Raw genomic sequence first — 15,016 nt, forward strand, 5'->3', positions numbered from 1 at the left:
GGGCGTACGCGAGGGCACGTCGGAAGGAGGCGCTGGGTGATCGAGCTGGAGGGGGTTCCCGAGCTGATCGACCCAGTGATGGTGGCCGCGTTCGAAGGCTGGAACGACGCCGGCGACGCCGCCTCCACCGCGGTCGCGCATCTGGACAAGGAGTGGAAGGGCGAGGTGTTCGCGGCGCTGGACGCCGAGGACTACTACGACTTCCAGGTGAACCGCCCCACGGTGTGGCTGGACGGCGGCGTACGGAAGATCACCTGGCCGACGACGAGGCTGTCGGTGGTCCGGGTCGGCGGCGACAAGCCCCGCGATCTCGTACTCGTCCGGGGCATCGAACCGTCGATGCGCTGGCGCTCGTTCTGCAACGAGCTGCTGGGCTTCGCCCACGAGCTGGGCGTGGAACTGGTGGTCATCATGGGCGCGCTGCTCGGGGACACCCCGCACACACGTCCGGTCCCGGTCAGCGGGGTCACGTCCGACCCGGACCTGGCGCAGCGGATGGACCTGGAGGAGACCAAGTACGAGGGCCCCACGGGCATCGTCGGCATCCTCCAGGAGGCGTGCACGCACGCGGGCGTCCCGGCCGTCTCGCTCTGGGCGGCGGTGCCGCACTACGTGTCGCAGCCGCCGAACCCGAAGGCGACGCTGGCCCTCCTGAACCGGCTGGAGGACCTGATCGACGTGCGCATCCCGCTGGGCGAGCTGCCCGAGGACGCGCGTGCCTGGCAGGTGGGGGTGGACCAGCTGGCGGCGGAGGACAGCGAGGTCGCCGAGTACGTGCAGACGCTGGAGGAGGCCCGGGACACCGCGGAGCTGCCGGAGGCGTCGGGAGAGGCGATCGCGCGCGAGTTCGAGCGGTATCTGCGGCGCCGTGACGGGGGCGGTCCGGCGCCGGGCGGTCACGCCACGGTCGACGGTGGCGACGGGACCGCCGGGGCGTGGAACCCCAAGGACAATCCCGTCGGGCGTGCGCGGCCGCCGAAGCCGGCACGGCCCGAGGCCGACGCCGAGGCGGGGTCCGGGACCGAGGCAGGGACCGAGGCCGGAGCCGAGGACGAGGATTCGTCGGACGACTGAGCGCCCCTCTGGCGCGGGGGTGACACGACACCGCGGGGGTGCCGCAGCACGGTGGCCGCGGGTTCGTCGGGGCTGATCGCGCGGTTCCCCGCGCCCGTCGCGGGGCGCGGGGAACCGGCCGGCGGTCACCGCGCGCTCAGCGCTTCACCGCCACCACCGCGTACGCCGTGTCCGGGGTCGGGGTCGTCGTGAAGCGGGCGTTGGGCAGGTAGAGGCGGTTGCCGTGGGCCGCGGCCGTCGTCGGGACGTCGAAGCCGGCGTCGATGAGACGGTCCTCGAAGATGCCGCTGCGACCGTCTGCGGAGAGCTTGAACACGTCGATCGCGTTCTGGCGGTTCTGGACGACGTAGAGCCGCCGTCCGAGGAGCAGCAGGCCGTCGCCGTTGGTGAGGGGGGCCGCGTCGCCGAGGTCGACGAGTTCGGTGACACCGGTCCTGGGATCGACCCGGTGGAGGCCGCCGGCGCCGGACTGGACGACGAGGAGTGCCTTGCCGTCCGGGGTGCCGGTGATGCCGTTGGCGTTGACGACCTCACCGGGAGCCTGGGACCAGTCACCGCTCAGGGTGAGAGTCTCGACCTTGTCCGGGGCCGGCAGACGTCCGTGGCTGCCGAGCGGCAGGGCGTACAGGACGGGCTGGAAGGAGTCGGTGAACCAGGCGGCGCGGGCGGTGAGGAAGACGTCGTTGGCGAAGGTCGGCGTCTTCGTGGTGAGACGGTACGAGGCGAGGACCGCGCCGGTGCGGACGTCCACCACCCGGGCGCCCTGCGCCCGTCCGGCGACGAACAGCCGCCCCCGGTCGTCGAGTTTGAGTCCGACGGAGGGTGTGCCGGGGCCCGCGGAGATGATGCCGCCCTCGCCGGTGCGCAGGTCGGCGCGGTAGATCGAGCCGTCGCCGAGAGAGCCCAGGTAGGCGTGGTGGCCGCCGATGGCGATGCCCTCGGGGCGGAAACCGGGGGGCAGCGGGATGCGGTCCGGCCACGTGCTCCTGGAGACGGCGGAGGTGGAGGCGGAGGCGGTCGCGGCGGACGATCCGACGAGCAGCGCGGCCGCGCCGGCGGCGGACGTCGTGAGCAGTGTTCGCCGACTGAGATGACGGGCTGAGGGGGGTTGCGGGGCCTGCGGAGGTTGCGGGGGTGCCACTGATCGTCCCTTCCACGAAGGGACCGGCAACTGGCCGGTCCGGCCTTACGACTGACGTGTGTCATGCCATCACATGCCGACCGGCCCCGCAGCCCTTCACCGGTCGACCGACAGGGCCTCGACAGCCCCGGAGCGGCCTCCGGCCGTACTGTGCCGGTCCGGCCCGCGCGCCGCTCCCGTACGGGCGGTCTCCCGTGCCCGGGAGTGCCGAGCGCCCGCCCCGCACCCGCGGAACCGGAGGGAGCGGAAGGCGATGACCGGACGGTGCGGTACCCGAGGGACAGTCAGGTACGGCCGGCGGAGGGCGCGGGAGAGGCGGAGCGGCCGGGGCCGGGGGCGTTCTCGGCGACGGGCGTCCGGGAGCCCCTGTTCACTTCCGGCTTCCGGGGACGGCGGGTTTCATGAACTCCCGCCCGGGCCGCGCCTCTTCGTGTTCGGGACGGAACGGGACGGGACTCCCGGGAAAGGCGAAGGGGTGCCTCCTCCGGCCCGGAGGAGGCACCCCTCCACTCTCGTCCCGTGTCCACGGCACGGGACAGGGGTGCCGGCTGCGACACCCGTGCAGAGTCGTTACTTCAGGTGGGTCACAGGGCCACGCCGAGAAGCGCGTCCACGGCACGGGACACGACGCCGGGCGCGCCCTCGTCCGTACCGCCCCGCTCCTCCTGGAGCGCGGCCCAGCGATCGACCGCGGTGAGCGCGGCGGGCGCGTCCAGGTCGTGCGCGAGGGCCTCGCGGATCTCCTCGACGAGGGCCTCGGCGGACGGCCCGTCGGGCCGGGAGACGGCGGCCCGCCACCGGCCGAGACGGCCGACGGCGTCCTGGAGCACCTGGTCGGTCCACTCCCAGTCGGCCCGGTAGTGGTGGGCGAGGAGCGCGAGCCGTATCGCGGCCGGGTCGACCCCGTCGCGGCGCAGTGCGGAGACGAAGACCAGGTTGCCCTTGGACTTCGACATCTTCTCGCCGTGCAGCGCCACCATGCCGGCGTGGACGTACGCCTTGGCCATGGGGAACTCGCCGGTCAGTGCCTGGGCGTGCGAGGCGCCCATCTCGTGGTGCGGGAAGGCGAGGTCGGAGCCGCCGCCCTGGACGTCGAAGCCCATGCCCAGGTGGTCGAGGGCGATGGCGACGCACTCGATGTGCCAGCCGGGCCGGCCGCGGCCGAGGGAGCCGCCGTCCCAGCTGGGCTCGCCCTCACGCGCGGCCATCCAGAGCATCGGGTCGAGCGGGTTCTTCTTCCCGGCCCGGTCCGGGTCCCCGCCCCGCTCGGCCGAGAGCAGCCGCATCGTGGCCGCGTCCAGGCGCGAGACCTTGCCGAAGTCGGGGTCGGCCTCGACGGAGAAGTAGACGTCTCCTTCGAGTTCGTACGCGGAACCGGAGGCGAGGAGCCGCTCGACGAGCGGGACGATTCCGGGGATGGCCTCGACAGCGCCGATGTAGTGGCGCGGCGGGAGCATCCGCAGGGCGGTCATGTCCTCGCGGAAGAGGGCGGTCTCCTTCTCGGCGAGGGCCACCCAGTCGATGTCGTCACGCGCGGCCCGCTCCAGCAGGGGGTCGTCGACGTCCGTCACGTTCTGGACGTAGTGAACCTGCCGCTTGGTGTCGAGCCACACGCGCTGGACGAGGTCGAACGCGTTGTAGGTCGCCGCGTGACCCATGTGGGTCGCGTCGTACGGGGTGATCCCGCAGACGTAGATACGGGCGACGGGACCGGGGTCAAGGGTGATGAGCCCATCGGTCGCGGTGTCGTGGATCCGAAGGTCGCGGCCCTTGCCGGGCAGGGCGGGGACCTCAGAAGCGGGCCAGGCATGCATGCCACGAGCCTAACCCGATCGTCGCATCACTATGCCGGGCGCCTCCGGGGGTTCGGCCCGCCGGCCCGTGGCCCGGGGGTGCGCGCTGTTGCGCGGGTGCGGCCGGGTGGGTGGGCGGGCGGGCCGCCCCTCGACTCGCGGGTGGGCGCGGTACGGCGACCGCCGCCGGGACACGGCTGATCGCGCGGTTCCCCGCGCCCCTGTGGGGCGCACGGCCGGGCAGCGGGACCTTGCCGCTCGGCACCGGCAGGGGCCCTCAGACCGGGGGCCACGGGATCGCCGGCCACTCGCCGCTCGGCTCCGGGTGGCGTCCGCTCTTCAGCAGCGCGGCGACCCGCTCCCGCGTGGCGTCCAGCTCGGCCGGTGTGATCAACGCGACGAGCTTCGCGGCCAGCGCGCCGCCCTCACCGAGCGCGCCCCGCAGCCGCTCCAGGACGCCCACGGCCTCGTCCGTGAGCGGCTCCCCCGCCCAGCCCCACAGCAGCGTCCGCAGCTTGTTCTCGACGTTGAAGGTCACTCCGTGGTCGATGCCGTAGAGCCTTCCCTCGGCGGCGGGCAGCAGGTGCCCGCCCTTGCGGTCGGCGTTGTTGACGACCGCGTCGAGGACGGCGAGCCGTCGCAGCCGCTGATCGTCGGCGTGCACGAGGAGCGCGGTCTCCCCCTCCCCGACCTCGGCGAAGCCGACGGCCTTCCAGCCCTCCCCGGCCTCCTCGCCCTCCACGAGGGCCAGCAGCTCGGAGCCGGGCTCGCCCTCGATCCACAGCTGGCACATGCCCTGCCCGTACGGTCCGTCCCGCAGGACGGTGGGCGGGACCAGCCCCCAGCCGGTCGCCTCGGACACCTCGTACGCGGCGACCTCCCGCTGGGCGAGCGTCCCGTCGGGGAAGTCCCACAGGGGCCGCTCCCCGGCGACGGGCTTGTAGACGCAGGCGGCCTCGCGGCCCTCGTGGGCGACCGTGCAGTACAGCACGGCGTTGGATGCCTCCCGCACCCGTCCGCGCACGGTCAACTCGCCCTCGGCGAGCAGCTCGGCGTAGGGCGGGTCGGGCGGGGACGAGCCGGCGGAGGCAGCGGAGGCGGAGGGGGTCACGCCCCGCGCCGGTATCCGTTCTGGCGCGGACATACGTGTCCCTCCGGATCGAGCGGCAGGCTGCACAGCGGGCACGGCGGCCGTCCCGCGTTGACGACCTCGAGGGCGCGCTTGGCGAAGGCACGGGCCTGCGAACCGGTGAGGCGGACGCGGAGCATCGGCGGACCGTTCTCCTCGTCCTGGAGCATCCGCTCCTCCGCCTCGGCGAGATCCTCCTCGGAGTCCGCGTCCAGCTCGACCAGGGCCTGGGCCTCGACGATCATCCGCTCCTCGTCGCCGTCCCAGGCCAGCGCCATGGTGCCGACCCGGAACTCCTCCTCGACGGGGGCCTCCAGCGGCGCCGTGTCCGACACCTCGCTGGGCGCGACGGCCGGCACCGCGGCGCTGCCGCCGCTGCGCCGCACGACCTCGTCGAGCAGCTCGTCCATGCGCTCGGCGAGCGCGGCGACCTGCGTCTTCTCCAGCGCGACACTGGTGACACGCTGCCCGGACGAGGCCTGCAGGAAGAAGGTCCGGCGCCCGGGCAGCCCGACCGTACCGGCCACGAAGCGGTCCGGGGGGTCGTAGAGGAACACCTGACGGGACACGTCCTGTCTCCATTGGAATCGACGTCGGGACCGGCCGCGCCGGCTGCTGACTGGTTCAGCGCCGCCGCGACCGCTTCACCCTACTGCGGTTGACGATCACGATGCCCCCGCACCGCCCCCGACGGTGGCGTCACCGCTCGGGGGCTGCTCGCGCGGCGCCAGGGACGCGAAGTCCCCGGTGTCGCCGAGCCGGACGAGAAAGGGCCTGAGCCGGGTGTAACGGATCGCGGTGATGGAACACGGTTCGACAGAGATCCGCTGGAAGAGGTCCAGATGAAGTCCGAGTGCGTCGGCGACGAGCGACTTGATGATGTCGCCGTGCGAGCACATCAGATACACGGCGTCGGCCCCGTGCTCACGCTCCACGCGCGCGTTCCACTCCCGCACCGCCTCGGCGGCCCGGTGCTGCATGGCCCGCATCGACTCGCCGCCGGGGAACGCGACGGCCGTCGGATGCGCCTGGACCACCTCCATCAGCGGCTCGTCCATCAGCTCGGCGAGCTTGCGGCCGGACCAGTCGCCGTAGTCGCACTCGCCGATGCGCTCGTCGGTGTGCGGGCCGAGGCCGGGCCGGGCGTCGAGGAGCGGGCGGATGGTCTCCTGGCAGCGTTGGAGCGGGCTGGTGACGACCTCGGCGATCGGCAGGCCGGCCAGGCGGCCGGGCAGCGCCGCGGCCTGCGCGGCGCCGCGCTCGTCGAGCGCGATCCCGGGCGTCCACCCGGCGAGCACGCCCTCGGTGTTGGCGGTGGAACGTCCGTGCCGGACAAGGATCAACGTGGGCATGCGCCCCAGCCTAGACGTCCACCCGACGGCCCCTTGCGGACCTGTGGACAAAGCCTCCGCGCACGGGGCGGCCGTGGACGAAGTGCCCGAGAAAGGAACCCCCTGTGATCGTCGACTGTGCCGTCTACCACGACGGGCACCGCACCGAGGGCCCCGAGGACCTCTCCGACGCCCTCGCCGCCGCCCGCGCCTCGGGCGGCTTCGTGTGGATCGGCCTGCACGAACCGTCGGAGAAGGAGTTCGCCCTGGTCACGGAGGAGTTCGCACTGCATCCGCTGGCCGTGGAGGACGCCCTGAAGGCGCACCAGCGGCCCAAACTGGAGGTGTACGACGATTCGCTGTTCATGGTCCTCAAGCCGGTGGGCTACGAGCCGTCCACCGACACCGTGACCGCCGGCGAGGTGATGGTCTTCCTCGGCGACGCCTTCGTGGTGACCGTCCGCCACGGCGAGGGCTCGCCGCTGGGCGTCGTACGCCATCGCCTGGAACAGGAGCCGGAACTGCTCGGCAAGGGGCCCACGTCCGTGCTGTACGCGATCACGGATGCCACGGTCGACCACTACCTCGATGTGGCGACCGAACTCCAGACGGACCTGGAGGAGCTGGAGGCGGAGGTCTTCTCGCCCGACGTCGGCGGCTCACGCAACACCGCCTCCCGGATCTACACCTTCAAACGCCAGGTCCTGGAGTTCCGCCGGGCGACCGGACCCCTCGCCGCACCGCTCAACCGGCTCTCCTCCACGGGGAACGCCGCCGCCGTGCCCTTCGTCGACGAGAAGGCCCAGCCCTTCTTCCGTGACGTCAACGACCATCTCACCCGCGTCAACGAGTCCGTGGAGGGACTGGACCGGCTGGTCTCCGACATCCTCTCCGCGCACCTGGCGCAGATGAGCGTCCGCCAGAACGACGACATGCGGAAGATCTCCGCCTGGGCGGCCATGGCCGCGATCCCGACGATGGCCGCCGGGATCTACGGCATGAACTTCGAGCACATGCCGGAACTGCACTGGGGTTGGTCGTATCCGGCGCTGATGGCGCTGATGGTCGTGACGGAGGTGCTGGTGTTCCGGCTCTTCAAGCGCCGGGGCTGGCTGTAACCGTCGCCCGTTCACGGAGGCCCCGGTGGCCGTCCCCGTTCACGGAGGTCCCCGGGCCGTACGCGCGCGTGGCGGGGTTCCGTGCCCGCGCGCGTAGGCGGGAGGCAGGTCAGGCGAACTCGGGGGCCGCCGTGGCCGGGCCGCCGAGGGCGTCGCGACGGGCCGGCATCTCCAGGCTGACCATGCGGCGCCAGCCGAGGACCCGCTCGTAGGCGTACACCGCCCGGATGCCCGCGGCGAGAACGGCGGCCTTGGCCTTCGGCCAGCCCAGGATGCGCCCCATGCGGTCCATCACCGCGAGGCTGACGTCCCGGTGGACGGCGATCTCGGCGAGGGCGCACTCACGGAGGGTCCGCTGGATGAAGCGGCCGTGTCCGGCCGCCGCGTAGCGCAGCAGTTCCTCGTGGGTGTAGGCGAGGTGGTTGTCCTCGTCGTCGGAGATCATCCGGACGGCCTTGCCGATCTCGGGGTGCCGTGCGAAGTGCTTGCGGAGCATCACCATCTGGTCGGCGGCCCGCTGTTCGGTGACCCGGCTGTGGCACAGGTAGACGATGACGTCCTGTACCGAGAGGGGGTCATCGGCCTTGAGCTTCTCGTGCGCGAGGCCGATGCCGCCGCGCTCCAGGAGCATGGTGTAGTCGGTCTCGGTGGGGACCTCCACGGGCTGGAGGCCGCGCTTCTTCATCAGGGCGTTGAAGATCCGCCCGTGCTTGTCCTCGTCGGCACCATGACGGGTGATCTTGGGTGCGAGCGTCCGCTCGCTCGGCGGGACGAGGGCGGCGATGCGCGCGTTCTCCCAGCCGCCCTGTGTCTCCCCGCCGGCGGCGATGGAACAGAACAGCCGGAACGACTCGTCGTTGTCGACGATCTCCTGGAACAGACTCTTGGCCGAAAGCATCGAAGGACACCTCTCTGCAGGGGCCTGGCAGGGTCCTGCAGAAAACGAGTCAAATGGGGTGACAGGAGCCGGGCAACAGCTGTGTCGGACAAATCCGCCGAATGAATGATGCGGGGAGCGGCGCGGGGGCGTAACCGAGCAGAGCCTGCCGCGTTGTCCCGGGTGACGGCCGTGGCGGGGAAGACCCCCGAGCCCCCACCACGGCCGTAGTACTTTCCTTGTCGATTCTCGTCCGCCACTGCGCCGTTCGGGTTACCCGAGCCCGGCCAGCTCCATGGCCTGCGAACCGGCCCGCAGCGAGGCGATCCGCTCGTCGAGGGTGAAGCCCGCCGGGGCGAGCGTGAGGGTGGTGACCCCGGCCGCGGCGTAGGCCGTCATCCGGTCGGCGATGCGCTCGACGGAGCCGAGCAGCGTCGTCTGGTCGATCAGCTCGTGCGGGATGGCGGCCGCGGCCCCGGCCTTGTCGCCGGCCAGGTACTTGTCCTGGATCTCGGCGGCCTCCTTCTCGTAGCCCATGCGCCGGGCGAGCTGGTTGTAGAAGTTCTGCTTGCGGCTGCCCATGCCGCCCACGTACAGCGCGGTGTACGGGCGGAAGGTGTCGGCGAGGGTCGCGACGTCCTTGTCGTCGCCGACGGCGAGGGGCAGGGTCGGGCAGATGTCGAAGCCGTCGAGGGTCTTGCCGGCCTTCTCCCGTCCCGCTCGCAGGTACGTGACGGCCGTGTCCTCCAGGTGCGCGGCCGAGGGGAAGATCAGCAGGGCGCCGTCGGCGATCTCGCCGGTCTGCTCCAGGTTCTTCGGGCCGATCGCGGCGATGTACAGCGGGATGTGCTCGCGGGTGGGGTGCACGGTCAGCTTCAGCGGCTTGCCGGGGCCGCCGGGCAGCGGCAGTGTCCAGTGCTCGCCGTCGTGCGACAGACGCTCGCGGGTCATCGCCTTGCGGACGATCTCCACGTACTCGCGGGTGCGGGCGAGCGGCTTGTCGAACTTGACGCCGTACCAGCCCTCGGAGACCTGCGGTCCGGAGACGCCGAGGCCGAGCCGGAAGCGGCCGCCGGAGAGCGAGTCCAGCGTCGCGGCGGTCATCGCGGTCATCGCGGGCTGGCGGGCCGGGATCTGGAAGATGGCCGATCCCACGTCGATGCGTTCGGTCTTGGCGGCGACCCAGCTGAGCACGGTGGCGGCGTCCGAGCCGTACGCCTCCGCCGCCCAGCACACCGCGTAACCCAGCCGGTCGGCCTCCTGGGCCACGGCCAGGTTGTCCCCGTCCATCCCGGCGCCCCAGTAGCCGAGGTTGATCCCGAGCTTCATTGAGACCCGCCTTCCCTTACCGATCAGTAACGTCTTTGTCGCGCCGACCCTACCGGGCTGTCGCGGGCCGGCACGCGCGAGGCGGGGATTTCCGGCGACGGGTGCGGGTCGGATGCGGTCGCCCGCACCGGGTCCGGGGGGCCGCGCACCCGGAAATCGGTTGTCCACAGGCCCCCACGTGGGGAACTCCGGCCAGTAATGTCGCCGTTCATGGAGCAGAGGCATCTCGGCCGTACCGGCCTGCGAGTGTCCCGGATCGGGCTCGGCACCCTGACATGGGGCCGTGACACGGACGAGCATGACGCCGCGGACATGTTGAAGCTGTTCTGGGAGGCGGGCGGCACACTCGTCGACACCGCCGACGTGTACGGCGACGGCGAGGCGGAGTATCTGCTCGGGCAGTTGATGGACGGGCTCGTGCCCCGCCGCGACCTCGTGATCTCCACGAAGGCCGGCAGCGTCCCGGACCCCCACCGCCGTTTCGACGGCTCCCGCGGCCATCTCCTCGCCGCCCTCGACGCCTCCCTGGCCCGGCTCGGCACCGACCACGTCGACGTGTGGCACATCCACGCCTACGACCCCGAAACCCCCTTGGACGAAACGCTCCAGGCCCTCGACCTGGCCGTCAGCAGCGGCCGGGCCCGTTACGCCGGGGTCTCCAACTTCTGCGGCTGGCAGCTCGCGAAGGCGGCCACCTGGCAGCTCGCGGCCCCCGGGATACGCACCCGCCTGGCCAGTACGCAGCTGGAGTACTCCCTGCTGCAGCGCGGTGTCGAGCGCGAGGTGCTGCCCGCCGCACTGGACCTGGGCATCGGTCTGCTCCCGTCCTCCCCGCTCGGCCGGGGCGTGCTGACCGCCAAGTACCGCCACATCACGCCCCCGGACTCGCGGGGCGGCTCGGAGCACATGGCCCCGTTCGTCGCGCCGTACCTCGACGACACGGCGACCAGCATCGTCGACGCGGTGCAGACCGCCGCGGACGGCCTTGCGGTGACCCCGATCCAGGTGGCCCTCGCCTGGGTCCGCGACCGGCCCGGCGTGGCCGCGCCCATCATCGGCGCGCGCAACGCGCTGCAGCTCACGGGGGCACTGTCAGTGGAGAGCCTTAGTCTTCCTGACGAGATCTGCCGGGCTCTCGACGACGTGTCGGCGCCCGTGCACCGCTATCCCGATCACGACTGGAGCACGCTGTGAGCACGGAGCCCGCGACCACGGAGCCGGACGAGCCGGAGGGACGGGGCGACGGGACTTCCGCCGACGGCACCGACGCGCCCGGCGACCGGGAGGCCGAGGGCGGGGTCACCGCCGAGGGCGAAGCCGGTGGGACCGACGGGGCGGGCGACACGGAGGCCGGTGAAGAGGCCGCCGACGGCGACGCCGACGGGACCGCGGGCGACACCGACGGGACCGCGGGTGACGGCACCGAAGCCGCGCCCGAAACCTCCGAGGCTCAGGCCGAGTTGGCGGCACAGCGGCTGGAGCGGGAGCGGATCGAGCGGCGCAAGGCGGAGAAGAAGGCACCCATCACGAGCGGGGCCAGGCTCAGCGGCACGGCCGCCGATCTGCTGGCCGCCGTACGGGCCGTGGAGGGCGGGCAGAAGCCCACGGCCACCGCCTTCGCCGGGCCGGAGCCCGCTCCGCGCCGGCCCGCGCCGGAAGCCGTTCGGCGGCCGCAGCCGGTGACGCCCGCGGCCGGTGCGACGGCCCTCTCGCAGGAGACCGTCGAGGACGTCCGCGCGGTGCTGGCCGAGGGCGGCGCCCCCGAGGCGCTGGTGGCGCAGGTCGTCGAGGCTCTGGGTGAGGGCGCCGGCGCCCGGCTGCGCGCGGATCCCTGGCAGTTGCTGCGGGTCGCCGGTGTACGGCCGGAGCAGGCCGACGGGTTCGCGCGAGCGCTGCTCGGCGCGGAGTGCGGCCCGGACGACGAGCGGCGGGGCCGCGCGGTCACCGTGTGGCTGCTGGAGCAGGCGGCCGTCGCCGGGCACACGGCGCTGGAGGCCCCGGCGCTGGAGGCCGCGCTCGCCCAGCGTTCCGTGCCCGACCCCGACGATGCCGTCCAGAACGCCGTCGCCGAGGGGGAGGCCCTGGTCTTCCAGGACGCGCTCGACGACACCCCGACCGCGGCCCGGCCCGCGCCCCCGGCCGACGGCACCGAGGGCGACGAGGCGGGGGAGGAGCGCCCGGTCCGTGTCCTCGTCGGCCTGGAGCGTTACGCCCTCGCCGAGGAGAGCCTGGCCGACGGACTCGCCCGCGTCATGAACTCCCTGCCCAAGCAGGACACGGCGGACTGGGCGTCGGCGGCCGCCTCGGCACCGCGCTCCGCCGCGGAGCTGATCCGCGCCGTCGCCGGACACGGACTCGTGCTGCACACCGGCGGCGAGGCGGCCCGCGCGGAACCGGCGGCGCTGCTCACGGCCGCCCGGGCACTGGGACTGCGGGCGTACGCGGCGACGCACGGCGCGGACGGAAGGCGGCGCCTCGTCTCCCCTCCGGCCGCCGCCGAGGGGTCGGCCACCGCCGAGGGGGTCGACCCCGCCGCCGTCACGACCCTCGCCGGGCTGCTGTCCGGCGCCGAGGGACCCGGCCGTGACGGGGACGGGGCCCTCGACCTCGACCTGCTCGTGGTGCTGGACGCGCCCCAGCTGGACGTCGAGACCGCCGCCCTGCTCATGGAGTCGCTGCCCGACGGGGCCCGGCTGGTGCTCAGCGGCGACCCGGGGGTGCTGTGGTCCGCCGGGGCGGGCCGGGTCTTCGCGGACCTGCTGGCCGCGCGCGCCTGCCCGCAGATCGCCTCGCGGACACCCGACCCCGGGCCCGTCGGCGAACTGGTCTCCGGGATCGGGATCGGGGAGCTGAACCAGGTCGACGCGCCCGGCAAGGAGGTGGTGATCGTGCCGGTGCGGGACGCGGGCGAGGCGGTGCACCGGACCGCGCAGCTCGTGGTGGACTCGGTGCCGAGGGCGTTCGGGATCCCCGCCGAGCAGGTGCAGGTGATCACTACCGGGCACGGCGGGGCGGCCGGCACGCGCGCGCTCAACACCGCGCTCAAGGAGCGGTTGAACCCCGGCCCGGGCCGCTTCGGCGGGTTCGACCCGGGCGACCGCGTGGCCTACTCCCCCGTGCCGGGCCGTTCGACGCCGGGCCGGGTGGTGAAGGCCGACGCCGAGGGGCTGCATCTGGAGTGCGCCGGCACGGCCGTCGTCGTACCGAAGGAGCGGGTCGAGCAGACCGTGCGGCACGGCTGGGCGCTCACCGCGCACCAGGCCGTGGGGCAGCGGTGGCCGGCCGCGGTCGTGGTGCTGCCGGGCGACGCGGCACGGCTGCTGACGCGCCCGTGGGTCTACACCGCGTTCGGACGGGCCGAGCGGCACCTGTCCGTCGTGCACGGCGTGGAGCAGGCGCTCCCGCGAGCCGTGGCCGAGACCCCGGCGAAGCCCCGCACCACAAGGCTGCCCGCGTTGCTGAGGGCCCAGGTGCCCCCGGTGGGCTAGAGGGTGCCGTGCCGCCGGACCGGGGCACCCCGCGAGCCGCCGGGTGCCCCGGGTACCGCTACCGGTCCGCGTCCAGCGGCTCCAGGTCCTCGTCGTCGTCCGGCTCGTCGTCGAAGACCGCGCTGACGTCGAAGCGGCAGACGACCCGCTGCGGATCGACCCCGTCGAAGGGTGCCTCCAGCCACTCGCCGGGATCGGCGCTGTCGTCCGCGGCGGTCACCCAGAGCGTGGAGTCGCCCTCCTCCAGCCCGAACTCCTTGTGCCGGGAGACGATCTCGTCCGGTTCGAACTCCCCGAACAGCAGGCCCAGCGCACCGTGCACGGTGCTCGCCGCCCCCTCGGAGCCGGCCGGCTCCTCCGCCGCCTCCACCCGCTGGGCCTGGGCCAGCAGACGCTGCGGCTCGGCCACCGTGTAGTCCCGGCGGATCAGGACGCTGAGCGCGCCGGGTTCCTCGGGGCCGGTGTACGGCGGCATGTCCTCGGTGCCGGGGATCTCGAAGGGAGTGACCTCGTCGTAGCGGTCGTAGAGCAGTTCGTCGTACTCCTCGGCGGCCGCGGCCAGCTCGTTGAACGCCTCGTAGACGGCCGGGTCGTCCTCCCCCGACCGGCGTTCGACCGCGGCCAGGTGGCGGTCGAGCGCGGTCTTGACCGCCTCGGCGGCGGCGCGTACCTCGGCAGCGGTGGGCTGCGCAGCATCAGACATAGTGCAGACGCTATCCGTACCGGGCCCCAGCCCGCACAATAGATACCGATGCCGGAATACGAATTTGTCGACGTGTACGTACCGCGCGGGGTTTCCCGCAAGGACGCCACACGCCTGCTGACGGACCATGCCGAGTACGGACACTGGGAGTTGGACCGACTGAGCCTGCTGCGTGACGGCAGCCGCAGGGTGCGGTTGCGCCGACGGATCATCCGCCAGGTGCGCGCCACCTGGTGACGCGCGCGGCATGACGGAAGCGGGCCCCGCGACTGCGGGGCCCGCTTCCGTCATGGCGGGGCGGGGCCGGTTACAGAGCGGCCGCCCGTGCCTTGCGGTAGATCAGGGCGCCCCCGATCAGAGCGCCCGCGCCCACCGGGAGGACGAGCCCCAGCGGCAGGTCGCCGCCGGTCTGGGCGAGCTGCGCGACACCGTCGGGCCGGTCGACGGTCTGGGTGCCCGGGGTGTTGGTGTCCCCGCGGGGGATCTCGTCGCCGGGCCGGACCGGCTTGTCCGGCGTCTGCGGGGACGCCTCCTCGGAGTCGCCCGGCGGGGTCCGGTGGCCGCCGTCCGGGTTCTCGTGCGCCCCTCCGCCGCCCGAGTTCCCGCAGTCGTCGCCCGTGACCCCGTTGCCGATGCCGATCACGCCGATGTTGTTGCCGCACACGTCGACCGGCACGTCGACCGGGACCTGCACGCTGTTGCCGGAGCCCACGCCCGGCGATCCGCCGGTGTGGCCGTCCGCGTGGGAGCCGCCGTACGACGGACCGTGACCGCCGTGGCCGTGGTCGCCGTAACCGCCGCCACCGCCGCCGTTGGAGCAGTCGTTGCCGGTGGCCGGGTTGCCGATGCCGACCACGTCGACGCTGTTGCCGCACACGTTGACCGGGATGTGCACCGGAACCTGTACGTGGTTGCCGGAGGCCACGCCCGGCGAGTCACCGGTGTGGCCGTCCGCGTGGGAGCCGCCGTACGACGGACCGTGACCGCCGTGGCCGTGGTCGCCGTAACCGCCGCCACCGCCGCCGTTGGAGCA

The 15,016-nt window shown here is 73.2% G+C and carries 14 protein-coding genes; 5 read left to right on the top strand and 9 right to left on the bottom strand.

The window, feature by feature from the left end; genetic code table 11:
- Positions 1-36 precede the first annotated feature (36 nt).
- Positions 37-1,074: a PAC2 family protein gene (locus ACZ6BB_RS14615; protein ID WP_471615556.1), complete on the top strand. Its 1,038-nt coding sequence runs from the start codon at positions 37-39 to the stop codon at positions 1,072-1,074.
- A 136-nt stretch (positions 1,075-1,210) separates the two neighbouring features.
- On the opposite strand, the gene ACZ6BB_RS14620 is transcribed toward ACZ6BB_RS14615, so the two are convergent.
- From ACZ6BB_RS14620 to ACZ6BB_RS14640, 5 genes are all read right to left on the bottom strand, one after another.
- Positions 1,211-2,215 (bottom strand): SMP-30/gluconolactonase/LRE family protein, encoded by a 1,005-nt coding sequence (locus ACZ6BB_RS14620; RefSeq protein WP_471615557.1) that lies wholly within the window; start codon positions 2,213-2,215, stop codon positions 1,211-1,213.
- A 584-nt stretch (positions 2,216-2,799) separates the two neighbouring features.
- Positions 2,800-4,029 carry a cysteine--1-D-myo-inosityl 2-amino-2-deoxy-alpha-D-glucopyranoside ligase gene (gene mshC, locus ACZ6BB_RS14625; protein ID WP_471615558.1) on the bottom strand — a complete coding sequence of 410 codons (1,230 nt, stop codon included), beginning with the start codon at positions 4,027-4,029 and terminating at the stop codon, positions 2,800-2,802.
- 256 nt (positions 4,030-4,285) lie between these two features.
- The gene (locus ACZ6BB_RS14630) at positions 4,286-5,152 is read right to left on the bottom strand and encodes an SCO1664 family protein (RefSeq protein ID WP_471615559.1); all 867 of its coding nucleotides are present in this window, start codon (positions 5,150-5,152) and stop codon (positions 4,286-4,288) included.
- A complete protein-coding gene (locus ACZ6BB_RS14635; RefSeq protein ID WP_471615560.1) occupies positions 5,116-5,706 on the bottom strand; it encodes a DUF3090 domain-containing protein in 591 nt (196 codons plus the stop codon). Before ACZ6BB_RS14635 ends, ACZ6BB_RS14630 begins: the two co-directional genes overlap by 37 nt.
- Positions 5,707-5,802: 96 nt before the next feature.
- Positions 5,803-6,489 carry a histidine phosphatase family protein gene (locus ACZ6BB_RS14640; protein WP_471615561.1) on the bottom strand — a complete coding sequence of 229 codons (687 nt, stop codon included), beginning with the start codon at positions 6,487-6,489 and terminating at the stop codon, positions 5,803-5,805.
- 104 nt (positions 6,490-6,593) lie between these two features.
- On the opposite strand from ACZ6BB_RS14640, the gene corA reads away from it, so the two are divergent.
- On the top strand, positions 6,594-7,586 hold the full coding sequence (gene corA, locus ACZ6BB_RS14645; protein ID WP_471615562.1) for a magnesium/cobalt transporter CorA: 993 nt from the start codon (positions 6,594-6,596) through the stop codon (positions 7,584-7,586).
- A 109-nt stretch (positions 7,587-7,695) separates the two neighbouring features.
- Here the strand turns inward: corA and ACZ6BB_RS14650 are convergent, their stop codons facing one another.
- Entirely contained in the window at positions 7,696-8,484 is a 789-nt protein-coding gene (locus tag ACZ6BB_RS14650) for a ferritin-like domain-containing protein (protein WP_471615563.1), read from the bottom strand.
- Between the two features lie 252 nt (positions 8,485-8,736).
- Positions 8,737-9,792 carry an LLM class F420-dependent oxidoreductase gene (locus tag ACZ6BB_RS14655; RefSeq protein WP_471615564.1) on the bottom strand — a complete coding sequence of 352 codons (1,056 nt, stop codon included), beginning with the start codon at positions 9,790-9,792 and terminating at the stop codon, positions 8,737-8,739.
- Positions 9,793-10,002: 210 nt separating this feature from the next.
- On the opposite strand from ACZ6BB_RS14655, the gene ACZ6BB_RS14660 reads away from it, so the two are divergent.
- On the top strand, positions 10,003-10,986 hold the full coding sequence (locus ACZ6BB_RS14660) for an aldo/keto reductase (RefSeq protein ID WP_471615565.1): 984 nt from the start codon (positions 10,003-10,005) through the stop codon (positions 10,984-10,986).
- Complete coding sequence (locus tag ACZ6BB_RS14665) at positions 10,983-13,280, top strand: helix-hairpin-helix domain-containing protein (RefSeq protein WP_471615566.1); 2,298 nt, start codon at positions 10,983-10,985, stop codon at positions 13,278-13,280. Before ACZ6BB_RS14660 ends, ACZ6BB_RS14665 begins: the two co-directional genes overlap by 4 nt.
- A gap of 58 nt (positions 13,281-13,338) precedes the next feature.
- On the opposite strand, the gene ACZ6BB_RS14670 is transcribed toward ACZ6BB_RS14665, so the two are convergent.
- Positions 13,339-13,983: a hypothetical protein gene (locus ACZ6BB_RS14670; protein ID WP_319369290.1), complete on the bottom strand. Its 645-nt coding sequence runs from the start codon at positions 13,981-13,983 to the stop codon at positions 13,339-13,341.
- A 48-nt stretch (positions 13,984-14,031) separates the two neighbouring features.
- Here ACZ6BB_RS14670 and ACZ6BB_RS14675 point away from each other — a divergent pair, with 48 nt between their 5' ends.
- Positions 14,032-14,220, top strand: coding sequence for a DUF5703 family protein (locus ACZ6BB_RS14675; RefSeq protein WP_005485166.1), 189 nt, complete (start codon positions 14,032-14,034; stop codon positions 14,218-14,220).
- Positions 14,221-14,290: 70 nt separating this feature from the next.
- Here the strand turns inward: ACZ6BB_RS14675 and ACZ6BB_RS14680 are convergent.
- The coding region (locus ACZ6BB_RS14680) for a chaplin family protein (RefSeq protein ID WP_471615567.1) at positions 14,291-15,016 on the bottom strand (726 nt) is incomplete at its 5' end.

The sequence above is a fragment of the Streptomyces sp. NPDC041108 genome (assembly GCF_055592645.1).

Excerpts from the sequence above, each read along its gene's own strand:
- mshC (WP_471615558.1), bottom strand. The coding sequence starts at position 4,029 with ATGCATGCCTGGCCCGCTTCTGAGGTCCCCGCCCTGCCCGGCAAGGGC.
- ACZ6BB_RS14630 (WP_471615559.1), bottom strand. The coding sequence starts at position 5,152 with ATGTCCGCGCCAGAACGGATACCGGCGCGGGGCGTGACCCCCTCCGCC.
- ACZ6BB_RS14640 (WP_471615561.1), bottom strand. The coding sequence starts at position 6,489 with ATGCCCACGTTGATCCTTGTCCGGCACGGACGTTCCACCGCCAACACC.
- ACZ6BB_RS14650 (WP_471615563.1), bottom strand. The coding sequence starts at position 8,484 with ATGCTTTCGGCCAAGAGTCTGTTCCAGGAGATCGTCGACAACGACGAG.
- ACZ6BB_RS14655 (WP_471615564.1), bottom strand. The coding sequence starts at position 9,792 with ATGAAGCTCGGGATCAACCTCGGCTACTGGGGCGCCGGGATGGACGGG.
- ACZ6BB_RS14660 (WP_471615565.1), top strand. The coding sequence starts at position 10,003 with ATGGAGCAGAGGCATCTCGGCCGTACCGGCCTGCGAGTGTCCCGGATC.
- ACZ6BB_RS14670 (WP_319369290.1), bottom strand. The coding sequence starts at position 13,983 with ATGTCTGATGCTGCGCAGCCCACCGCTGCCGAGGTACGCGCCGCCGCC.
- ACZ6BB_RS14675 (WP_005485166.1), top strand. The coding sequence starts at position 14,032 with ATGCCGGAATACGAATTTGTCGACGTGTACGTACCGCGCGGGGTTTCC.